The sequence below is a fragment of the Streptomyces sp. NPDC058697 genome (assembly GCF_042715345.1).
Classification (GTDB): Bacteria; Actinomycetota; Actinomycetes; order Streptomycetales; family Streptomycetaceae; genus Streptomyces; species Streptomyces liliifuscus.
In genome coordinates this window covers 38,501-57,939 of record NZ_JBHXSU010000047.1, presented here as the reverse complement: position 1 = coordinate 57,939, position 19,439 = coordinate 38,501, and the positions used below count along the sequence as shown (strand labels likewise).

At 71.0% G+C, this 19,439-nt stretch carries 17 protein-coding genes; 9 read left to right on the top strand and 8 right to left on the bottom strand.

The features are described 5' to 3' along the window. Nucleotides 1-139: 139 nt before the first annotated feature. The 3 genes from ACFWXQ_RS46495 to ACFWXQ_RS46485 form a co-directional block, all read right to left on the bottom strand. Nucleotides 140-784 (bottom strand): PhzF family phenazine biosynthesis protein, encoded by a 645-nt coding sequence (locus tag ACFWXQ_RS46495; RefSeq protein WP_383952888.1) that lies wholly within the window; start codon nt 782-784, stop codon nt 140-142. A 91-nt stretch (nt 785-875) separates the two neighbouring features. Then, on the bottom strand, nt 876-2,330 hold the full coding sequence (locus ACFWXQ_RS46490; RefSeq protein ID WP_383952890.1) for an HtaA domain-containing protein: 1,455 nt from the start codon (nt 2,328-2,330) through the stop codon (nt 876-878). A gap of 70 nt (nt 2,331-2,400) precedes the next feature. Then, a complete protein-coding gene (locus ACFWXQ_RS46485) occupies nt 2,401-3,864 on the bottom strand; it encodes an HtaA domain-containing protein (RefSeq protein WP_383952892.1) in 1,464 nt (487 codons plus the stop codon). A gap of 263 nt (nt 3,865-4,127) precedes the next feature. Between ACFWXQ_RS46485 and ACFWXQ_RS46480 the strand changes: the two genes are divergently transcribed. The 7 genes from ACFWXQ_RS46480 to ACFWXQ_RS46450 all read left to right on the top strand — a co-directional run bounded on the left by ACFWXQ_RS46480 (nt 4,128) and on the right by ACFWXQ_RS46450 (nt 11,888). After that, the gene (locus tag ACFWXQ_RS46480) at nt 4,128-5,135 is read left to right on the top strand and encodes a hemin ABC transporter substrate-binding protein (RefSeq protein WP_383952894.1); all 1,008 of its coding nucleotides are present in this window, start codon (nt 4,128-4,130) and stop codon (nt 5,133-5,135) included. Between the two features lie 152 nt (nt 5,136-5,287). Continuing rightward, nucleotides 5,288-6,298, top strand: coding sequence for a FecCD family ABC transporter permease (locus ACFWXQ_RS46475; RefSeq protein WP_383952911.1), 1,011 nt, complete (start codon nt 5,288-5,290; stop codon nt 6,296-6,298). Beyond that, entirely contained in the window at nt 6,295-7,137 is an 843-nt protein-coding gene (locus ACFWXQ_RS46470; RefSeq protein ID WP_383952896.1) for a heme ABC transporter ATP-binding protein, read from the top strand. The genes ACFWXQ_RS46475 and ACFWXQ_RS46470 overlap by 4 nt, the downstream gene beginning before the upstream one ends. A 176-nt stretch (nt 7,138-7,313) precedes the next feature. Beyond that, nucleotides 7,314-8,468, top strand: a complete 1,155-nt coding sequence (gene efeO, locus ACFWXQ_RS46465) for an iron uptake system protein EfeO (RefSeq protein WP_383952898.1) — start codon at nt 7,314-7,316, stop codon at nt 8,466-8,468. A gap of 28 nt (nt 8,469-8,496) precedes the next feature. Next, entirely contained in the window at nt 8,497-9,861 is a 1,365-nt protein-coding gene (efeB, locus tag ACFWXQ_RS46460; protein WP_383952900.1) for an iron uptake transporter deferrochelatase/peroxidase subunit, read from the top strand. Nucleotides 9,862-9,863: 2 nt separating this feature from the next. Further along, entirely contained in the window at nt 9,864-10,709 is an 846-nt protein-coding gene (gene efeU / locus ACFWXQ_RS46455) for an iron uptake transporter permease EfeU (protein WP_383952901.1), read from the top strand. 174 nt (nt 10,710-10,883) lie between these two features. Next, on the top strand, nt 10,884-11,888 hold the full coding sequence (locus ACFWXQ_RS46450) for a hypothetical protein (RefSeq protein ID WP_383952903.1): 1,005 nt from the start codon (nt 10,884-10,886) through the stop codon (nt 11,886-11,888). Between the two features lie 233 nt (nt 11,889-12,121). On the opposite strand, the gene ACFWXQ_RS46445 is transcribed toward ACFWXQ_RS46450, so the two are convergent. Continuing rightward, nucleotides 12,122-12,853 carry a bifunctional DNA primase/polymerase gene (locus ACFWXQ_RS46445; protein ID WP_383952905.1) on the bottom strand — a complete coding sequence of 244 codons (732 nt, stop codon included), beginning with the start codon at nt 12,851-12,853 and terminating at the stop codon, nt 12,122-12,124. A gap of 169 nt (nt 12,854-13,022) precedes the next feature. Between ACFWXQ_RS46445 and ACFWXQ_RS46440 the strand changes: the two genes are divergently transcribed. Continuing rightward, a complete protein-coding gene (locus ACFWXQ_RS46440; protein ID WP_383952907.1) occupies nt 13,023-13,901 on the top strand; it encodes a glycerophosphodiester phosphodiesterase in 879 nt (292 codons plus the stop codon). Here ACFWXQ_RS46440 and ACFWXQ_RS46435 read toward each other — a convergent pair. After that, nucleotides 13,865-14,536, bottom strand: a complete 672-nt coding sequence (locus ACFWXQ_RS46435; RefSeq protein WP_383952909.1) for a TetR/AcrR family transcriptional regulator — start codon at nt 14,534-14,536, stop codon at nt 13,865-13,867. The two genes, ACFWXQ_RS46440 and ACFWXQ_RS46435, sit on opposite strands and share 37 nt — an antisense overlap. A gap of 302 nt (nt 14,537-14,838) precedes the next feature. Here ACFWXQ_RS46435 and ddaH point away from each other — a divergent pair, with 302 nt between their 5' ends. After that, entirely contained in the window at nt 14,839-15,660 is an 822-nt protein-coding gene (gene ddaH / locus ACFWXQ_RS46430; protein WP_383943075.1) for a dimethylargininase, read from the top strand. Here the strand turns inward: ddaH and ACFWXQ_RS46425 are convergent. From ACFWXQ_RS46425 to ACFWXQ_RS46415, 3 genes are all read right to left on the bottom strand, one after another. Then, entirely contained in the window at nt 15,649-16,668 is a 1,020-nt protein-coding gene (locus ACFWXQ_RS46425; RefSeq protein WP_383943072.1) for a small ribosomal subunit Rsm22 family protein, read from the bottom strand. The genes ddaH and ACFWXQ_RS46425 overlap by 12 nt on opposite strands. A gap of 209 nt (nt 16,669-16,877) precedes the next feature. Next, a complete protein-coding gene (locus ACFWXQ_RS46420; RefSeq protein WP_383943090.1) occupies nt 16,878-18,083 on the bottom strand; it encodes a serine hydrolase domain-containing protein in 1,206 nt (401 codons plus the stop codon). Next, on the bottom strand, nt 18,008-19,399 hold the full coding sequence (locus ACFWXQ_RS46415) for a Bcr/CflA family multidrug efflux MFS transporter (RefSeq protein WP_383943069.1): 1,392 nt from the start codon (nt 19,397-19,399) through the stop codon (nt 18,008-18,010). The genes ACFWXQ_RS46420 and ACFWXQ_RS46415 overlap by 76 nt, the downstream gene beginning before the upstream one ends. Nucleotides 19,400-19,439 lie beyond the last annotated feature (40 nt).

Sequence of the window (19,439 nt, the reverse complement as noted above, 5' to 3'; positions counted from 1 at the left end):
CGCAGTTCCCCGCGCCCCTGAAAGGCGGGGCTGCGCCCCATGCCTTTCATCTTTTGGGGGCGCGGGGAACTGCGCGACCAGCCCTCGCGCTCCTAAAGACAAGGAACGGCCTGAGCCCTTCCGAAAAGGCTTGGCCCTTTCAGTGTTCCAAGAACACTCTGCCGCCCAGTTCTACCCAGCCCTCCGGCTGGGGGGCTGTGAGGAGTTGGGAGCCTGTGCCCTGGACTATGTTCAGGGCTCGGCCCAGTTGGGCTGTCAGTTGGAGGGCCGCGGAGCCTGTGGCCTCGTCCTCCTCTATGCCGTCGCCGCGGCCGGGGAAGCCCCGGGCGCGGATGCGGCCCGCCGCCTCGTCCTCCCAGGCCCAGGCGTAGAGCCACTCGCCTGGCGGGGGCACTTCGAGGGCGTCGACCTCGGCCGCCGTGTCGTACCGGCGGAGTGTGCGCGGCTCCGGCCACTCCGGGCGGGCCTCGATCCAGCTGAACTCGCCGTCGAGGCGGGTGCCCACCACGCCCGCGGGCGTGACGAGTTCGGGTACGTCGAGCAGCCAGGCCGCGCCGACGCACGGGTATCCGGCGAAGGGCAGCCGCACGCTGGGTGTGTAGATGTCGATGACCCCGCGCTCGGGGTCGTCCACGAACACCGTCTCGCTGAACCCGAGTTTGGCCGCGAACGCCTGCCGTTCGTCCCGCTCCGGCAGTACGGAACCGTCCCGCACGACCCCGAGTTCGTTGCCGTACTCACCGCGCGGTCCGCAGAAGACCCGCAGCACGTCGTAATCAGTCACGCGGGCATTCAAGCACCACGGGAGTTGTACGTACGCATCCGGCCGCCGGCCCCTGATGGTGGGGACGGCGGCCGGATGCGTCGGGTTCCGGTCAGGCCTGGGTGGCGCCCGTCGCGCGGCGGCGGCGTACCGCGAACACCACGCCCGCGCCCGCCGCGACCGTCGCCGCGGCCGCCGCACCCAGGGCGCCGACCGGGACGTCGGAGCCGGTGGAGGCGAGGCCGCCCGTCACACCGCCCGTGGTGGAGCCGGTCGTGCCCGCGCCGCCGGTGGTCCCACCGGTGGTTCCGCCGGTCGTGCCGCCCGTCCCGCCGTTGGACGACGTCGGGTCCGGGTCCGGGAGTTCGGCGTCCTCGGACAGGGCCACGGAGAGGTCGACCGGGTCGAGTTCGGCGCCGGCCTGGTAGAAGCCGCCGAATGCCTCCGCGCCGGCCTTGGTGAGGGTGGTGGTGACGTCGTCGAGGGTGATGACGTCGTTCTTGGCCGTCAGGTCGGCCGACTTGGGCTTGAGCTCGGCGAGGGTCACGTCGGCGGACTTCTTGCCGAGGCTGTCGACGTCGGCGGTCAGCTTGCCTGAGCCGCCGTCGACCTCCGCCTTGAGGTCGCTGAGGGTGAGGTCGAGGCCGTAAGTGCCGTTCGTCTCATGGCCCTTGAAGTTGACCGAGCCCTTGAAGGAGGCCTTGAGGGTGTCCTCGTCCGTGTCGTAGGTGCCGGTGGCGTCCGGGAAGGTGAAGATCCCGTTGCCGGACGCCTGCGCCGCGCCGCCCGAGACGGTGATCTTGCCCTTGGCCACGCCGTCCACCACGTACGTACGGAAGGACTGCTTGACGCCCCAGCCGAGGGTGCCGTCGGTGATGTCGCCCTTGGTGGCGGGCTCGGAGGACGAGGGGGTCGGGCTCGCGGTCTGCGACGGGGTGGTGGACGGCGTCGTGGAAGGGGTGGGCGAGGGGGTCGTGGAGCCCGAGGGCGTCGGGGTCGGCGATTCGGTCTTCTTCTCCACCACCGTCAGGGGGTCGCCGGCCGCGCCGGTGTAGCTGGCGCTGCCGAAGACGTCGCCCGCCTCCTTCGTCAGCTTGGTCGCCATGTCCGTCATCGTGCGGGTGACGGTGACCTCGGCGAGCGGCACGTCCTGCTGGGTCGTGCCGCTCTTCGTGACGTCGGCGGTGACTCTCGCGGCCTTGCTGTCGAACTTCACGTCGGACAGGGCGAGTTCGAAGCCGTGCAGCTTGGAGACGATCTTCAGGCTGCCCTGGAAGCCGAGCGCCACGGTGTGCGCCTCGGAGTCGTAGGTTCCGGTGCCGTTGACGAAGGTGAACGCGCCGTTGTCCTTGGCCTGCGTGGCGCCGCCCTCGGGCGTGAAGCTGCCGGCCGCCATCCCGGTCACGTACGTGCGGTACGACTGCTTGATGCCCCAGGTGAACTCGTAGCCCTTGAGCGGTACTTCGGCGGCGGACGCGGACGTCGCGGCGAGCGCGGTGGCGCCGAGCGTGACGGCGGTCGCGCAGGCTGCGGCGAGGGCTATGGGGCGGCGACGGTTGGCGGCCATGGTCGTGGGTTCTCCTCGGTTCAGTGTGTGGGAGTCCGCTCAGCTCAACTTGCGGACTGCGCTGGGAAGTTCAGTTCCGGTCGGGGGCGTCGGCGGCCGGTTGCGGCCGACGCCTGCGGATGATCACGAAGGCCGCGGCCACCGCGATCAGGGACGCGGCCGCGAGGCCGATCGGCAGGACGGGGACGTCCGAATCGCTCGCGGTGGCCTCGGACTTGGGTTCGGCCGTCTTCTGCTCGGCAGCCGCGGCCTCCGGGGTGGCCGACTCCGCGCTGCCCAGGTCGGGCAGGGCGGGCAGTTCGGCGCTGTCGGTCAGGGCGACGGCGAGGGAGACGGGGTCCATCTCCGTGCCCGCCTTGTACATCCCGCCGAAGGCCTTGGCCCCTTCGGCGGTGAGCTTCGTGGGCGCCTCGGTCAGCTGGGCGAGGCCGTCCTTGGGCTTGAAGTCCTTGGCCGTGAAGGTGACCAGGGGGACCTTCTTGGTCGTGGCATTGGCCTTGGTCGTGGTGTTCGTCTTGGCCGTGGCGCCCGTACCGCCCGCGCTCGTGACGTCGGCGTAGAGCGTGCCCTTTCCGTCGTCCGTGACCTCGGCACGGAGGGCGCCGAGCGTGAGGTCGAGGCCCTGTTCGCCGGTGAAGCGGACGGCTCCGGTGAAGGTCGCGTCGAGGGTCTGCTTCTTCTCGTCGTACGTGCCCGAGCCCTCGGGGAAACGGAAGAGCGCGCCGCCGTCCTCGGCTCCGTCGGTGAGCTTCCACTCACCCTTGGCGATGGACCCGGTGACGTACTCGCGGAAGGTCCTGCGCACACCCCAGTCGACGGCGCCGTTCTCGATCCGGCCTGAACTCTCCTTCTTCGCCTTGGACTTGGACGGGGAGGGGGACGGCTTGCGCGACGGCTCGGCGGCAGCCGCGGCCTTCACGTCCGCCGAGAGGCTGACCGGGTCGAGGGCGGTGCCGGCCGTGTAGTAACCGGCGAAGGACTTGGCGCCCTGGGCGGTCAGGGTGGCGGGCAGGTTGTTCAACTGGACCGCGTTGCCGCCGCCCTTCATGTTGATGCCGCCCAGGGAGAGGGAGGCGAAGGGCACCTGCGAGGACGTCGTGACCGCCCCGGTGCCCTTCGCCTTGCTGATGACGTCGACATAGAGGGTGCCGCCGTTGCCGGAGAGGCGCACGGTGGGGCGGCTGATCGTGAGGTCGAGCTGATACGTGCCGTCGTCCTTCTTGTGCCCGAGGAAGTGGACACCGCCGGAGAAGCCGGCGTCGAAGGCGCCCGAGGCGCCGTCGTACGTGCCGGTCGCCGAGTGGAAGCGGAACTGGCTGCCGCCGACCGTGGCCGCGCCGCCCGTGAGGGAGAAACTGCCGTTCGCTATCGGGCCGGTGACATAGCTCTGGAAGGAGGACTTGATGCCCCAGTCCAGGCGGCCGCCCTGCACGGTACGGCCGGCCGCCTGGGCTTGACCGGCCGGGAGCAGTGCCACGAGTACTGCTGCGCAGAGCAGGGTCACGTAGGTGCGTAGGGGCGGGCGCGAGGGCATTCGGGTCCTCCGGGAGGGGCGGGATCTGGCCGGATCCGGGGCGGTTCTGGCGAGAAAGGTAAGGCTAACCTAAGCTATGTCTTCCGATGCGGGAAGCATCGGATGAGACAGAAGAGGGGGACTGCGGGTCGTTTGTTGGCTGCGGGCCGGTGGGGGCTGGTCGCGCAGTTCCCCGCGCCCCCAAAAAAAGCCGAAGGGCGCCCCCTGCCTACCCGTGAACCACCCGAAACCGGGCCGCTCCCTACGAAAGGAACCACGCGACCGTGCGACGTCTGCGTACTCGAGTGGCGGGGGCACTGCTTGCGGTGCTCGCGCTGACGGTGACCACAGCCTGCTCCTCCGAGGACGGCGCGGCCGGGAGCGAGCCGGCCGCCAGGGCCGAAGCCGCCGCCGACCGGGTCGAGCCGCTGGCGGACACCCCGACCCCCCAACTCCCGGTCACCGTGCGCTCGTCCGACGGCACGAAGGTCACCGTCAGGGACGCCGAGCGGATCGTTCCGCTGTCCGGGAGTCTCAGTGAGATCGTGTTCACGCTGGGGCTCGGGGACCGGGTCGTCGCCCGGGACATCACCGCCACCTTCGCGCAGGCGGAGAAGCTGCCGGTGGTCACCCGCAACCACGACGTCTCCGCGGAGAGCGTCCTGTCGCTCAAGCCCGATCTCGTGCTGGCCGAGACCACCACCGGGCCCGACGAGGCGATGGACCAGATCCGTGACGCGGGTGTCCCCGTGCTCGTCGTCGACCCGGCGAAGGGTCTGGAGGACGTGGGCCCGCGGATCAACACGGTGGCCCGAGCCCTCGGTGTACCGGCAGCGGGCAAGGAGCTCACGAAGCGCTCCGAGGAGCGGATCGCCGCCGTGCGCAAGGACATTCCGAAGGAGACCGACAAGCCGCGCGTCGCCTTCCTCTACCTCCGCGGCAGCGCCTCCGTCTATCTGATCGGCGGCAAGGACTCCGGAGCCACCTCACTGCTCGAAGCGGCGGGAGCGGTGGACGGCGGGGCCGAGTCGGGACTGGAGAAGGACTTCACCACGATCACCACGGAGGCCCTCGCCAAGGCCGCCCCCGACGCGATCCTCGTCATGTCCAAGGGCCTCGAATCCGTCGGCGGCATCGACGGTCTCGTCAAGATCCCCGGTGTCGCCCAGACCCCCGCCGGAATGGAGCGCCGGGTCGTCTCGATCGAGGACGGCGTCCTGCTCAACTACGGTCCCCGCACGGACCAGGTACTGAAGTCCCTGGTCGACCAGTTGTACGGGGACGCCAAGTGACCGTGACCGACAAGGACGCCGCGCCCGAGGACCACGCCACGGCGGCCGGAACCGGGGATGCGTCAGCAGGGACCGGGGATGCGTCAGCCGGGACCGAGGCGACGGCGGCCGCCAACGAACCCCCCGCCAGACCCCGCCGAGGCGCCCCCTGGCTGCTCACCGTCGGCCTCGCCGTCCTCCTCGGCCTCCTCACCCTGGCCTCCGCCGGGCTCGGCGCGTACGAGATATCCCCCGGTGACGTCCTGTCGTCCATCGCGCACCGCGCCGGACTCGGCGGTGGCGAACTCGGCCGGGTACCCGAGTCGGTGCTCTGGAACGTACGCTTCCCGCGGATCGTGCTGGCGCTGCTCGTCGGCGCCTCGCTGGGGTGCGCGGGCGCGCTGATGCAGGGCGTGTTCGGCAATCCGCTCGCCGAACCGAGCGTCATCGGCGTCTCGTTGGGCGCGGCGGTCGGCGCGGTCGCCGCGATCTCGCTCGGCCTGAACTTCCTCGGCAACTGGACCCTGCCGGCCTTCGCCTTCGTCGCGGGTCTCGGCACGGCCCTGCTGGTGTACTCGATGTCCCGCTCGGGCGGCCGTACGGAGGTCGTGACGCTGATCCTCACCGGTATCGCGGTGAACGCCTTCGCGGGCGCGCTGATCGGCCTGTTCATCTTCCTGGCGGACACCGCGGCGGTGAACCAGATCACCTTCTGGCAGCTCGGCTCGCTCTCCCAGGCCACCTGGCCGAAGGTGCTCGCGGTGCTGCCGTGCGCGGCGCTCGGGCTGGCCGTGGCGCCCTTCTACGCACGGAAGTTGGACCTGCTGGCGCTCGGCGAGCGCCCGGCCCGGCATCTGGGCGTGGACGTCGAGCGGCTGCGTGTCGTGCTGATCCTGGTCGTCGCGCTGCTGACGGCCGCGGCCGTGAGCGTCTCCGGTGTCATCGGCTTCGTCGGGCTCGTCATCCCGCATCTGCTGCGCATGGCGGCCGGTCCCGGCCACCGTTTCCTCATCCCCGGCAGCGCGCTCGGCGGTGCGGTAGTCCTGCTCGCGGGCGACCTCGCGGCCCGTACCGTCGTGGAGCCCGCCGAGCTGCCCCTCGGGGTGCTCACCGCGCTCTTCGGCAGCCCGTTCTTCTTCTGGCTGCTGCGCAGGACCCGTCGCAGGCAAGGAGGTTGGGCATGAGGTGGCTCAGGCTGCCCGGTACGAGGCCCGCGCCTCCCGGCCCGGTGCACCCCGGTGACGTACTCGCCGAGGCGGAGGCGCTGCACGTGCGGCTCGGTGGCCGCGAGGTGCTGGCCGGTGTGGACGTCGTGGCCCGCGCGGGCGAGGTGCTGGCCCTGGTCGGGCCCAACGGGGCGGGAAAGTCCACCCTGTTGGGCGCGCTCGCCGCCGATCTCCCGGCCGCCGCGGGAGTCGTACGCGTCCACGGTCGCCCGGTGTCCGGCTGGTCGGCGCAGGAACTGGCCCTGCGCCGGGCGGTGCTCCCCCAGTCCGCCGCGCTCTCCTTCCCGTTCGCGGTCGAGGAGGTCGTACGGATGGGCCGGGCGCCTTGGGCCGGACAGGCGGAGGAGTACGCAGAGGAAACAGACGACGCGGCGGTGGCCGGGGCCATGGCGGCGACCGAGGTCACGGACTTCGCGGGCCGCGCCTTCTCGGCGCTCAGCGGCGGTGAGCGGGCCCGGGTGGCGCTCGCCCGGGTGCTCGCCCAGCGCACCCGGCTGCTGCTGCTCGACGAACCGACCGCCGCCCTGGACCTGCGCCACCAGGAACTGGTGCTCCGGGTCTGCCGCGCAAGGGCGCACGCCGGGGACGCGGTGGTCGTGGTGTTGCACGATCTGGGGCTCGCGGCGGCCTACGCGCACCGGGTCGTGATCCTGCGCGCCGGGCGTGCGGTGGCCGACGGACGGCCGGCCGAGGTCTTCACCGACCGACTACTTTCGGACGTCTACCAACAGCCCGTCGAGGTCTTCCCGCATCCACGCACCGGCGAGGTCCTGGTGGCCCCGGCGAGGGGTTCTTGACCGGTCTTTGACCGTTTCGTGGGGGGCGTATTGAGCCACCGTGATCAGGCCGTGGCCGTACCTCACCAATGAGAGCTGAATCACTGGACGGGCAGCTTTCAGTCAGGTAAGCCTCAGATAAGTTAGGGCAGCCTCACCGAGAACCTGTGCCTCCCCTGTGACCTCTTGGAGCCTGTATGCGCGCCGTCCGACTCTCCGTCACCGCCGCCGTGACCGCGGCGGCGCTGGCCGCTGTCACGGGCTGCACCGAGAAGAGCGATGCCTCGGGCGGCGACGACCGCGTCGTCAAGGTGACCGCCACGGACTCCAAGTGCGAGGTGTCGACGACGAAGTTCCCGTCCGGGCACGTCCAGATCGACATAGAGAACAAGGGCTCCAAGGTCACCGAGGTCTACCTCCTCTTCCCGGACGACCGGATCGTCACCGAGCGCGAGAACATCGGCCCCGGCACCAAGCAGAAGGTCACCGCCGAGGTGAAGGAGGGCGACTACCGGATCGCCTGCAAGCCGGGCATGAAGGGCAAGGGCATCCGTCAGGACGTCACGGCCACCGGCTCCGGCAAGGTCGCCAAGCGCGACCCGCGCCTGGACGCGGCGGTCGCCGCCTACCGCGAGTACGCGCAGGAGCAGGCCGACGAGACCCTGCCCAAGGCGAAGGTCTTCGCCACGGCGGTCAAGGACGGCGACATCGAGGCCGCGAAGAAGGCGTACGCCGACTCGCGCATCGGCTGGGAGCGGACCGAGCCCGTCGCCGAGTCCTTCGGCGACATCGACCCGAAGGTCGACCTGCGCGAGGACGGTCTGGAGGAGGGCCAGGACCTGGAGAAGGACTGGACCGGCTGGCACCGCCTGGAGCGCTCGCTCTGGAAGGACAAGAAGCTCACCGCCCGCGACTCCGAGCTCGCCGACCAGCTGATCACCGACCTGACCGACTGGCAGAAGCGGGTCGGCAAGGCCGAGATCACCCCGACCTCGATGGCCAACGGCGCCAAGGAACTCCTCGACGAGGTCGCCACCGGCAAGGTCACCGGCGAGGAGGAGCGCTACTCGCACACCGACCTCGTCGACTTCAAGGCGAACGTCGAGGGCGCGGAGAAGTCGTACGAGCTGCTGAAGCCGGTCGCCTCCGAGAACGACGCGGCGCTGACCAAGGAGCTCGACACACAGTTCGCGGCGCTGAACACGCTGCTCGACAAGTACCGCGAGGACAAGAGCACCTACGTCTTCACGTCGTACGACAAGGTCGGCAAGGCCGATCGCAAGGAGCTCTCCGACGCGGTGAACGCGCTCGCGGAGCCGCTGTCCAAGCTCGCCGCCGCCGTCGTCAAGTAGCACGTGACGTAAGAGGGGCCCTGGCGCCATGACCGACACCACGAACACGACGGACACGACCGACACGACGGGTACGACCGACACGACGGGTACAGGGGAAGGGGCGGAGGCCGGCGGGACGCGGGGCGCCGACTCCCGTGCTCCGTCGCGGCGTTCGCTGATCGGCTGGGGCGGTGCCGGGCTCGCGCTCGGGGCCGCCGCGGCCGGCGGCGCTGTGGCGATGGCCCGCAACGGCGACGACGCGGAACCGACCGCCGCCTCGTCGGGCGCAGCGGTCGCCTTCCACGGCACGAACCAGGCGGGCATCGCCACCCCGGTACAGGATCGGCTGCACTTCGCCGCGTTCGACGTGAAGACGACGGACCGGGCCGCGTTCGTCCAACTGCTTAAGGACTGGACCGAGGCAGCGCGCCGGATGACCGCCGGGCACGCGGTCGGCGAGGGCGCGTACGGCGGCCTGGCCGAGGCACCGCCGGACGACACCGGGGAGGCGCTGGGCCTCAAACCGTCGCGGCTGACCCTGACGATCGGCTTCGGCCCGTCCCTGTTCGACAGGTTCGGCCTCGCGGACCGGCGGCCCGAAGCCCTGGTCGACCTGCCGAAGTTCGCGGGCGACAACCTCGACAGGAACCGCAGCGGCGGCGACCTGTGCGTCCAGGCCTGCGCGGACGACCCGCAGGTCGCGGTGCACGCGATCCGCAACCTCGCCAGGATCGGCTTCGGCAAGGTCGTCATCCGCTGGTCCCAACTGGGCTTCGGTAAAACGTCGTCGACGACTCCGGAGGCCCAGACGCCCCGCAATCTCATGGGGTTCAAGGACGGCACCCGCAACATCGCGGGCACGGAGACGGACCGGCTGAAGAAGTTCGTGTGGGTCGAGGAGAAGGACGGCCCGGCCTGGATGGTCGGCGGCTCGTATCTCGTGGCCCGGCGCATCCGCATGAACATCGAAACCTGGGACCGTACTTCCCTCCAGGAGCAGGAGGACATCTTCGGCCGCGACAAGGGCGAGGGCGCTCCGGTCGGGAAGGCCAAGGAGCGGGACAAGCCGTTCCTGAAGGCGATGAAGCCCGACGCGCACGTACGGCTCGCGCACCCCGACACCAACGCCGGGGCCACACTCCTGCGCCGCGGCTACTCCTTCACGGACGGCACCGACGGCCTCGGCCGCCTGGACGCGGGCCTGTTCTTCCTCGCGTACCAGCGGGACGTGCGCAAGGGCTTCATCCCGGTGCAGCGGAGCCTGGCGGCCGACGCGCTCAACGAGTACATCCAGCACGTGGGTTCGGCGGTCTTCACGGTCCCGCCGGGCGTCCGCGACAAGGACGACTGGTGGGGCCGGTCCCTGTTCTCGAAGGACTCGAAGAGCTCCACGAACTCCAAGGAGGCGTAGGCGTGTTCGCGAACTATCTGATCGGCCTGCGCGAGGGCCTGGAGGCCAGCCTCGTCGTCTGCATCCTCATCGCGTACCTGGTGAAGACGGACCGGCGGGACGCCCTGAAGCCGATCTGGATCGGCATCGCCATCGCGGTGGGTCTCGCCCTCGGCTTCGGCTGCGCGCTCGAATTCGGCTCCCAGGAGCTGACGTTCGAGGCGCAGGAGGCGCTCGGCGGCTCGCTGTCGATCATCGCGGTCGGCCTGGTCACGTGGATGGTCTTCTGGATGCGGCGGACGGCCCGCCATCTGAAGGCCGACCTGCACGGCAAGCTGGACGCGGCGCTGCAGATGGGCACGGGCGCGCTGGTCGCGACCGCGTTCCTGGCCGTGGGACGCGAGGGCCTGGAGACGTCCCTGTTCGTGTGGACGTCCGTCCGCGCGTCCAGCGACGGCACCGAGGGCCCGCTGATCGGCGTGCTGCTGGGCATCGCCACCGCGGTCGTGCTCGGCTACCTCTTCTACCGGGGCGCCCTGCGCATCAACCTCGCCAAGTTCTTCACCTGGACCGGCGCCATGCTGGTCGTGGTGGCCGCGGGCGTGCTCGCGTACGGCTTCCACGACCTCCAGGAGGCCGACTTCCTGCCGGGTCTGACGAACAAGGCCTTCGACATCAGCGAGACCATCCCGCCGGACAGCTGGTACGGCACCCTCCTCAAGGGCGTCCTCAACTTCCAGCCCGACCCGACGGTCCTCCAAGTCATCGTGTGGTCCCTGTACTTGGTGACGACCCTCGCGTTCTTCCTGGCCCCTTCCCGGTCCGGCGAAGCACGACCGAAGACACCGGCGCCGGTCCGAGCCCCTTAGGGGCGCGAGGAACTGCGCGACCAGCCAAGACGAACCCGCACCCGACAAATCCCGCGGAGCGCTCCGCATACTGGATCACGGTGCGGCAGCACTACGTGATCCCCCCACCCACGCGCCGACAGGCCCCGGTAGGGTTCCCCTCCGGGAAAGGGGAATGTGACGGTGACGGTACCCATGCGCAGGGATCACGGCCCTCGTAGGCCTCGCAGGCTCGGCCGGAGCGCGCTGACGGCGGCGTCGGTGACCGTGCTGTCGGTGACGGCGAGCGGTTGCGTGGTGGTGCACGGGGAACGGGAGGTCCTCCCCGGGGCCACGAAGACCGAGGCCGCGCGTGCGCTGACGGACTTCACGGCCGCCTACAACGAGGCCAACGGCGCCAACGACCCGTCCCTGGACGCGGACCGGGTCACGGGTGCCCTCGGGGACATCGACGGCGCGAAGCTGAAGGCCGGCGGCAAGAACCAGCCGGGCGGCAACCCGAACTACGTGCCGCTGGAGCTGAGCGACACCGAGTTCACGATCCCGAAGAAGGCGGGCTGGCCTCGCTGGTTCGTCACCGACTCGAAGGCCAACAAGGGCCGCGGTGAGGACCGTTGGCTGCTGGTGTTCACGCGGGGCGACGCCGACGACGTGTGGCAGGTGTCGTATCTGACGATCGTCGCCGCCGAAGAGGTGCCGGACTTCAAGAAGGACCAGGACGGCTGGGCGGAACCGGTCACGGCGACCGCGGCGGACCTGGCGGTCGCGCCCGGGGACCTCCCCCAGGACTACGCGACCTACCTCAAGGACGGCGGGGACACCTTCGCCGCAGGCACCCACACCACGAAGTGGCGCTCCGACCGCACGAAGAGCGCGAGCCGCCCCGGCCTCGCCCAGCAGTACATCGACGAGCCCCTCGCCTCCGGCGACTACGCCCCGGTGGCCCTGCGCACCACCACCGGCGGCGCCCTCGTCTTCTTCACCACCCGCCACTACCAGAAGCAGACAGCGGCCCAGGGCGTCCCCATCAACGTCACCAACGCCGACGTCAAGGCCCTCATGACCGGCGACCCAAAACAGTCCCTGACCCTGGAATCCATCTCAAACCAGGCAGTACTGGACCCGTCCAAGGACGCCGCAAACCAACAGGTGGAATTCCTGGGCAGAATCCAGGGCTTGACGGCGGCGAAGGGCGAGTAAGGCGGGCGCCCCACCCATTCAGGGGCGCGGGGACTATTCAGGGGCGCGGGGAACGGCGCAATCTTTTGGCTTTTGGCCTTCAGGGGCGCGGGGAACGGCGCAGTCTTTGGCTTTCAGCTTTCAGGGGCGCGGGGAACTGCGCAATCTTTGGCTTTTAGGGGCGCGGGGAACTGCGCGACCAGCCCCCACCGGCCCGCGGACAAGGCAACAAGCGAGACGAGGGGTACGGGGCGTCAGCCCCGAAGAGGCCACGCCGCAACATGATCCCGCTCAACCCCCGCATACCGAGCACACTCATCGGTAAGCACCTCAAGCAACGACAACGGATCCGGCAGCCCATGCTCCGGCCCCCGCACCCACTCCACACTCAACTCCCCAGGCAACCGCGCCGGAGGCACCAGCACATAAGACCCCCGGCAATGCCACCGAAGCCCCGGATGCTCATCCATCGTCTCCGGATGACAATCCAGCTCACACGGCCACCACTCGTCCTCATCCTCGGGCGTACCCCGAGTAGCGGTGAAGAAGAGCATCCGGTCACCCCCGGACACCGCCACGGGCCCGACCTCGACCCCGAGCGCGAGCAACCGCTCCAGCGCCTCCTGCCCCGCCTCCAGCGGAACGTCCAGCACGTCGTGCACCATGCCGGTCGCGGTGATGAAGTTGGCCAGCGGCTGATGCAGGGCCCACCGCTCGATCTGCGCCCGGTCGGTCGTGGACTGCGTCTGCCAGGCGAACGACACGGGGTGCCGCGCGGGGGTGGGACACCCGACACGGTCACAGGAACATCGGTAGGCGGAGGGATGAGCGGCGGGCGCGAGCGGCAGCCCGGCTCCGGCGGCGGCAAGCAGCAGTTCCTCACGACCCGGGGAGTCGTCCCCGGAGTCCGTACGAGGCCGTCGGCCACGCAGCCACTGGGAGATCCTGCCCTGCCCGCCCGAGCGGCGGCCCATCTCTGCGCTCATCGATCCCCTCGCCCTGGCTGTTGTGCGGACAGCATGCCCTATGGTCCCACCATCCTGCGTCACGGGGGGCCGGAGCCCACATCCGGGGTAGGCGGGACGATGCCCGACCGGGCCATCCATCGAGTGTCATTGCATACTTTGAGACGATTTGCCCGCCTACGGTGTCGGCATGGTCACACGGTCTGCGCTGACGGGTATCGCGGGTCTCACGTCCCTGGCCCTCGTGGGACAGGGCAGTGCGATCGCTCCGCCCGAGTGGGGCGCCGGCCCGCTGACGGTGGCCGCACTCCCCCGCATCGTCCAGACCGCACACCGCGGCGGCGCCCGGGAGGTGCCGGAGAACAGCATGTCGGGCCTCATGGCCGCGTACGAGCGCGGTACGGCCCAGGTGCTCGACCTGGACACCCGGATGCTGCGCGACGGGACGATGGTGGTCATGCACGACGCGACCCTGAACCGCACGACCTTCATGGGCGGCCCGGTGCACGCGCTCGACCGGCGGGACTGGGAGGGGGTCAGGCTGCGCCCCGAGGACGGGCTGCCGGGCAGCTGGCGCTCCGAGCGGCCGCCGACGCTCGCCGAGGTGCTGGACCGGTTCGGTGGCCGGGTGGTGCTGATGCTGGAGGCCAAGGACCCGCGGAGCCTGCCGGCCCTCGCCGCGATGATCAGGTCACGCGGCCTGACCCGCTCGGTGCTGGTCAACTCCAACCACCCGGCCGTGGCGTGGCGGGCCCACCGCATGGGCCTGGTCTCGCAGTTGTGGCGGTCGGCACGGCAGATGCGTACGGACCGGCCCGAGCGGTGGCGGAAGTTCGTGGACGTCCTGGACGTGGACCACAAGGCCCGCGACCGCGATCTCGTACGGGCGGTCAGGTCCGGCATCCCCCGTGTGTGGGCGCACACCGTGGTGACCCCGGCGCAGCGCGACCGCGCCCTCGCGCTCGGCTGCGACGGGATCATCACGGACGCGCCGGGACGGCTGGCGCGGGCGGAGGGCCGCCGGGCGGGAGGTCAGCGGGCGGCGGGGCCTCGTGGCGCGAGGCCGTAGAGGGCGTACTCGACGAGCTTGTCCGTGTACTCGTGCGAGATGGGGCCCGTGTACTGGAGCCAGCGCTGGGCGAGCGGCGAGACGAAGAGTTCCAGGGCGATGCGCGGGTCGATGTCCGCGCGCACGGCGCCCTGCTCCTGGGCGGCCCGCAGGCGCTTCACATACAGCTGAAGCTGGGGTTCGAGGAGCTTGCCGACGAACTCCCGGCCGACCTGTTCGTTGACGACACCCTCGGCCGCCAGGGCTCGCGACGGGGCCTCGAAGGTGGGGTCGAGCAGTTCGTCGACCGTGGCCCTCAGCACCAGCTTGAGGTCGGCTTCCAGGTCGCCGGTGTCGGGGATCTCGTACTCCGCTCCCTCCCCGATGACCTCCGGCCGGGCGGCCGCCTCCGCCGCCTGGGCACTCAGGTCGATGAACGCCTCCAGCAGGACGTCCGCCTTCGACGACCACCACCGGTAGATCGTCTGCTTGCCGACGCCCGCGCGTGCGGCGATGCCCTCGATGGTGGTCTTGGGGTAGCCGACCTCGCTCACGAGCGCGAGGGCGGCGTCATAGATCGCCCGCCGGGACTTCTCGCTGCGGCGGCTGGAGTCGGGGGCGGGCTTCTGCGGGGGCTGGGCGGACGTGTGAGCCATGCCCCCAAATCTACCAGCCAGACAAGACGCTCCGTCTCGCCGAACAACGATTCTCGCCCCCGCCGCCCCTACCCATTCCCTTCCCCTGGGGGCTGACGCCCCCAGACCCCCACTGAAACCCAGCCCCTCCGGCGTTTGAGGAGCGGGGGTTCGGGGGCGGAGCCCCTGAGCAAGGGACGGGAATGGGTAGGGGCGGCGGGGGCGAAAACAACCCGTTCGGCTCCCGCCGGGAGGCCCGCTCGCGGCGCACCATGGGCACCAACTGCCCCCGCGGTACCCGCAGAACCCGTAAGGAGCCCTCCTTGCACCTTCCCCGCCGCGCCACACCCCGGCGCTACCTGATGTGCCCACCTGCACACTTCGAGGTCACCTACTCCATCAACCCATGGATGGACCCCGCCAAGCCCGTCGACGTCCCCCTCGCCGTCGCCCAGTGGGAAGACCTCCGAGACCGCTACCGCACCCTCGGCCACACGGTCGAGGAACTCACCCCGGTTCGCGGCCTGCCCGACATGGTGTTCGCGGCGAACGGCGCGACCGTCGTCGACGGCCGGGTCCTGGGCGCCCGTTTCGCCTTCCGCGAGCGGGAGGCGGAAGCCGAGGCCCACCTGGACTGGTTCCGCACGAACGGCTTCGACCGGGTCCACGAACCGGTCCACATCAACGAGGGCGAGGGCGACTTCGCCGTCACCGCCTCCTACGTACTGGCCGGACGCGGCTTCCGGGCCAGCCCCCTCTCGCACGGCGAGGCGCAGGAGATCTTCGGGCGGCCGGTGATCGGACTCGACCTGGTCGACCCCCGCTACTACCACCTGGACACGGCCCTCGCCGTACTCGACGACACGACGGACCAGGTCATGTACCACCCGCCGGCCTTCTCCCCCGGCAGCCGCGAGGTGCTGCGCCGGCTCTTCCCGGACGCGCTCCTCGCGGGCGACGACGACGCGGCGGCGCTCGGCCTGAACGCCGTCTCCGACGGTCTGCACGTGCTGCTTCCGCAGTCCGCGACCGGCCTCTTCGACCCGCTCAGGGAACGGGGGTACGAGCCGATCGGCATGGACCTGAGCGAACTCCTCAAGGGCGGCGGCAGCGTGAAGTGCTGCACGCAGGAGCTACGCGTCTGAGCTCTCGCCCTCATCCGGGGCGGAGGACGGGGGCGGCCAGGCGTCGCCCCAGTCCGCGTCGCGGGCCGCCTTGTAGAGGAGGCCGTGGCGCTTCGTCACGGTCGAGCGGCGCAGCTGCTCCTCGGTCTCGCACAGGTCGAGGAGCACCTGCCCCTTGCGGATCTGCGGCCGCCGTACGACCCGGGAGGCGGCCGGGGCCACCGGGAAGCGGGTGGCGGCGACATAGCTGAACTTCTCGTCCTCGTACGCCAGTGAGCCGCCCTTGACCTTCCGGTGCAGCGAGGAACGGCTGACCCGGGCCGAGAAGTGGCACCAGTCCTCGCCGGGGACGATCGGGCAGGCGGCGCTGTGCGGACAGGGAGCGGCGATGTGGAAGCCGGCGCCGATCAGGCGGTCGCGGGCCTCGATGACTCGGGTGTAGCCGTCCGGTGTGCCGGGTTCGATGATCACGACGGCCCGGGCGGCGGCCGCGGCGGCGTCCACGACTTCGGTGCGGGCCTGCTCGGTGAGCTCGCCGAGGACGTACGACACCGTGACGAGATCAGTGCTCTCGATGGTGAGCGCCGCTCCGATACGAGAGCGGTGCCACTCGGCGGACTTCAACAGCGGGTTCCGCGAGGCGAGTTCACGGCCGAGGGCGAGCGCGGGTTCGGCCCAGTCGAGTACGGTCACCGGCCGCTCCTCGGGCCAGGTGGCGCTGACGGCCCAGGTCGCCGCACCCGTCCCGCCGCCCACGTCCACATGGCTGCCCGGCGCCCACTCGGGCACGACGTCCGCGAAGGCGTCCAGGGCGGCGCGTACGGCCTCGAAGGTCGCGGGCATGCGGTACGCGGCGTACGCGGCCACGTCCGCGCGGTCGCGCAGAATCGGGGCGTCGGTCGGGGTGGTCCCCCGGTAGTTCACGATCAGCCGCTCGACGGCCTGCGCGGCCGCCTTCGTCGGCAGCCCGTCGAGCAGCCCCGCCAGGGCCGCGCGCAGGGTCTCGGCTGGGGAAACGGGGGCGGTCACGGGGGAATTCTACGAGGGGTGCGGGTGTGAGCCGGGTGAGCGGTGCTCTCCGACGAGAGCACCGCTCACGCCATGCTCGGCGGCGGCCACCGGACCGGCCGCCGGAAGCACCGCTCACACATCGGCACAGCGCCAACGATCGAGAGCACCGGTCACAAACCAGAGCACCGGCCGCATATCAGAGCACCGCTCACAAATCAGCGCACCGCTCACGCCCCCCGTACCGCCCGTGCCAGTCGTGTCGCCGCTGCCGCTCGGGGGCCGCTGTCCGGGGGCCGGCGGCGTGGGTGGACCGTGTTCGCCAGGAGCACCAGGAACGTGTCCGTCGACGGGTCCAGGACCAGCGACGTACCCGTGAAGCCCGTGTGGCCCGCGGCGCCGTGGCCGGCCAGCTCGCCCATGAACCAGGGCTGGTCGAGGGCGAAGCCGAGGCCGGGCGGGGAGAGGAGGAGCTCGACGTAGTCGGGGCCGAGGATGCGGGCGGTGCCGTACGAGCCGCCCGCCAGCAGCGCCCGGCACAGGACCGCCAGGTCGCCCGCCGTCGAGAAGAGGCCCGCGTGGCCCGCGATGCCGCCCAGCGCCCAGGCGTTCTCGTCGTGGACCTCGCCCCGCAGCATCCCCCGGTCCGCCTTGGCCCATGGCCGCCGCTGGTCCTCGGTGGCGGCCGCGCCCGGGCGGGGTCCGAACCCGGTGGCCGTCATTCCGAGCGGCCGGGTGATGCCGTCCCGGACGAGGACGTTCAGCCGGCGACGGGTGATCCGTTCGAGGACGTACTGGAGGAGCAGCATGTTGAGGTCCGAGTAGGCGTACGCGCCGCCGGGCGCGGTCAGCGGTTCCTCGGCGCGCAGCAGGGCGAGCCGTGCCCTGTCGTCCCGGCAGTCGTACAGCGGGAGTTCGGGCCGCAGCCCGGAGGTGTGGGTGAGCAGATGCCGCACGGTGATGCCGTACTCGGCGGCCGCGGTGAAGTCCGGAAGGTACGCCCCGACCCGCGCGTCGATGCCGAGCGTGCCGCGCTCCAGCTGCTGCACGGCGGCCACGCTCGTGAAGAGCTTCGTGAGCGAGGCCAGGTCGAAGGGGGTGTCCGCGGTCATCGGGACGCGGGCCTCGCGGGGCAGCTCGACGCCCGCGCCGGTGACCTCGTCGTACGCGGAGTACCGCACCGCCCAGCCCGCCGCCTCCTCGACGGCGATCACGGGCCCGCGTCCGGCGACCAGTACGGCGCCCGGGGCCCAGGGCCGGTCCCCGTCGGTGAGCCGCCGGAACTCCCGTACGAGACGGTCGAGTTCGTCGGGGTCGAGCCCGGCACGTTCCGGTGTGCCGAGGCGCAGTCTCGGTGCGCTCAGCTCTCCTCCCCCACTCTCGGCTGCGCTCGAGCGGGGGAACCCCCACCCTTCGCGTCCGCCTGTCTCCGCCAGGGACGGCACAGTCCCACGAAGCAGCCGACGGCGACCAGTGAACACGCCAACTGGACGACGGCCATCGGGACGGCGGTGTGCTCCCCGGCGATGCCCACGAGGGGTGTGGCGAGCGCGCCGACGAGGAAGGAGGAGGTGCCGAGCAGCGCGGACGCGGAGCCCGCGGCGTGCCGGGTGCGCATGAGGGCGAGCGCGTTGGTGTTGGGCATGCACAGGGTCATCGCGGACATGAGGACGAACAGGCCGACGGCGATCGGGACGAGGCCGACCTCGCCGAAGACCCCGCTCGCCATCAGCAGCAGCGCGGCCGAGGCGGTGGTGATGATCGCGAGGCCGACCGCGAGGACCTTGTCGAGGCTGACCCGGCCGACGAGCAGTTTGCCGTTGATCTGGCCGACGGCCACGAGGCCGATGGAGTTGACGCCGAAGAGGATGCTGTACGTCTGCGGGGAGGCGCCGTAGATCTCCTGGATCACGAACGGCGAGGCGGAGATGTACGCGAAGAGCGCCGCGAAGGCGAAGCCGCCGGTGAGCATGTAGCCGGTGAAGACACGGTCGGCGAGCAGACCGCGCATGGTGCGCAGCGCCTCGACGGTGCCGCCGCTGTGGCGGTGCTCGGGCGCGAGGGTCTCCGGCAGCATCCGCCAGACCACGACGGTCAGCACGATCCCGACGGCGGTCAGGATGTAGAAGACGCCCCGCCAGTCGGTGATCCGCAGCACCTGTCCGCCGATGAGCGGGGCGATGATCGGCGCGACCCCGGAGATCAGCATGAGTGTGGAGAAGAAGCGGGCCATGTCGACGCCGTCGTAGAGGTCGCGTACGACGGCCCGGGCGATCACGATCCCGGCGGCGCCCGCGAGGCCCTGGAGGAGCCGGAAGGCGACGAGGAGTTCGATGGTGGGCGCGAACGCGCACACGGCGGTGGCGACGACGTAGAGGAGCAGTCCGACGATCAGCGGCCGTCTGCGCCCCCACTTGTCGCTCATCGGGCCGACGACCAGCTGCCCGAGGGCCATGCCGGCGAGGCACGCGGTGAGGGTCAGCTGCACGGTGGCCGCGGACGCGTGGAGCGCGTCGGTGACCTCGGGGAGCGCCGGGAGGTACATGTCGATGGACAGCGGCGGTACGGCGGTGAGGCCGCCGAGGACGAGGGTGACCAGCAGCCCCACGGAACGGCGGGCCTCCGGTGGCGGTACCGGCGCCGCGGCGGCGGCGATCGCGGTCTCTTCGCTGACCGCGTCGGTGACGGCCGCCCTCGGTATGTGCCCCTCCGGGCCGTCCTGGTCCCGCGTGGTGCGGCCACGCTCGGACATGTGCCCCTCCCTGCTTGTGGAATACGCCACCTATGCTCTC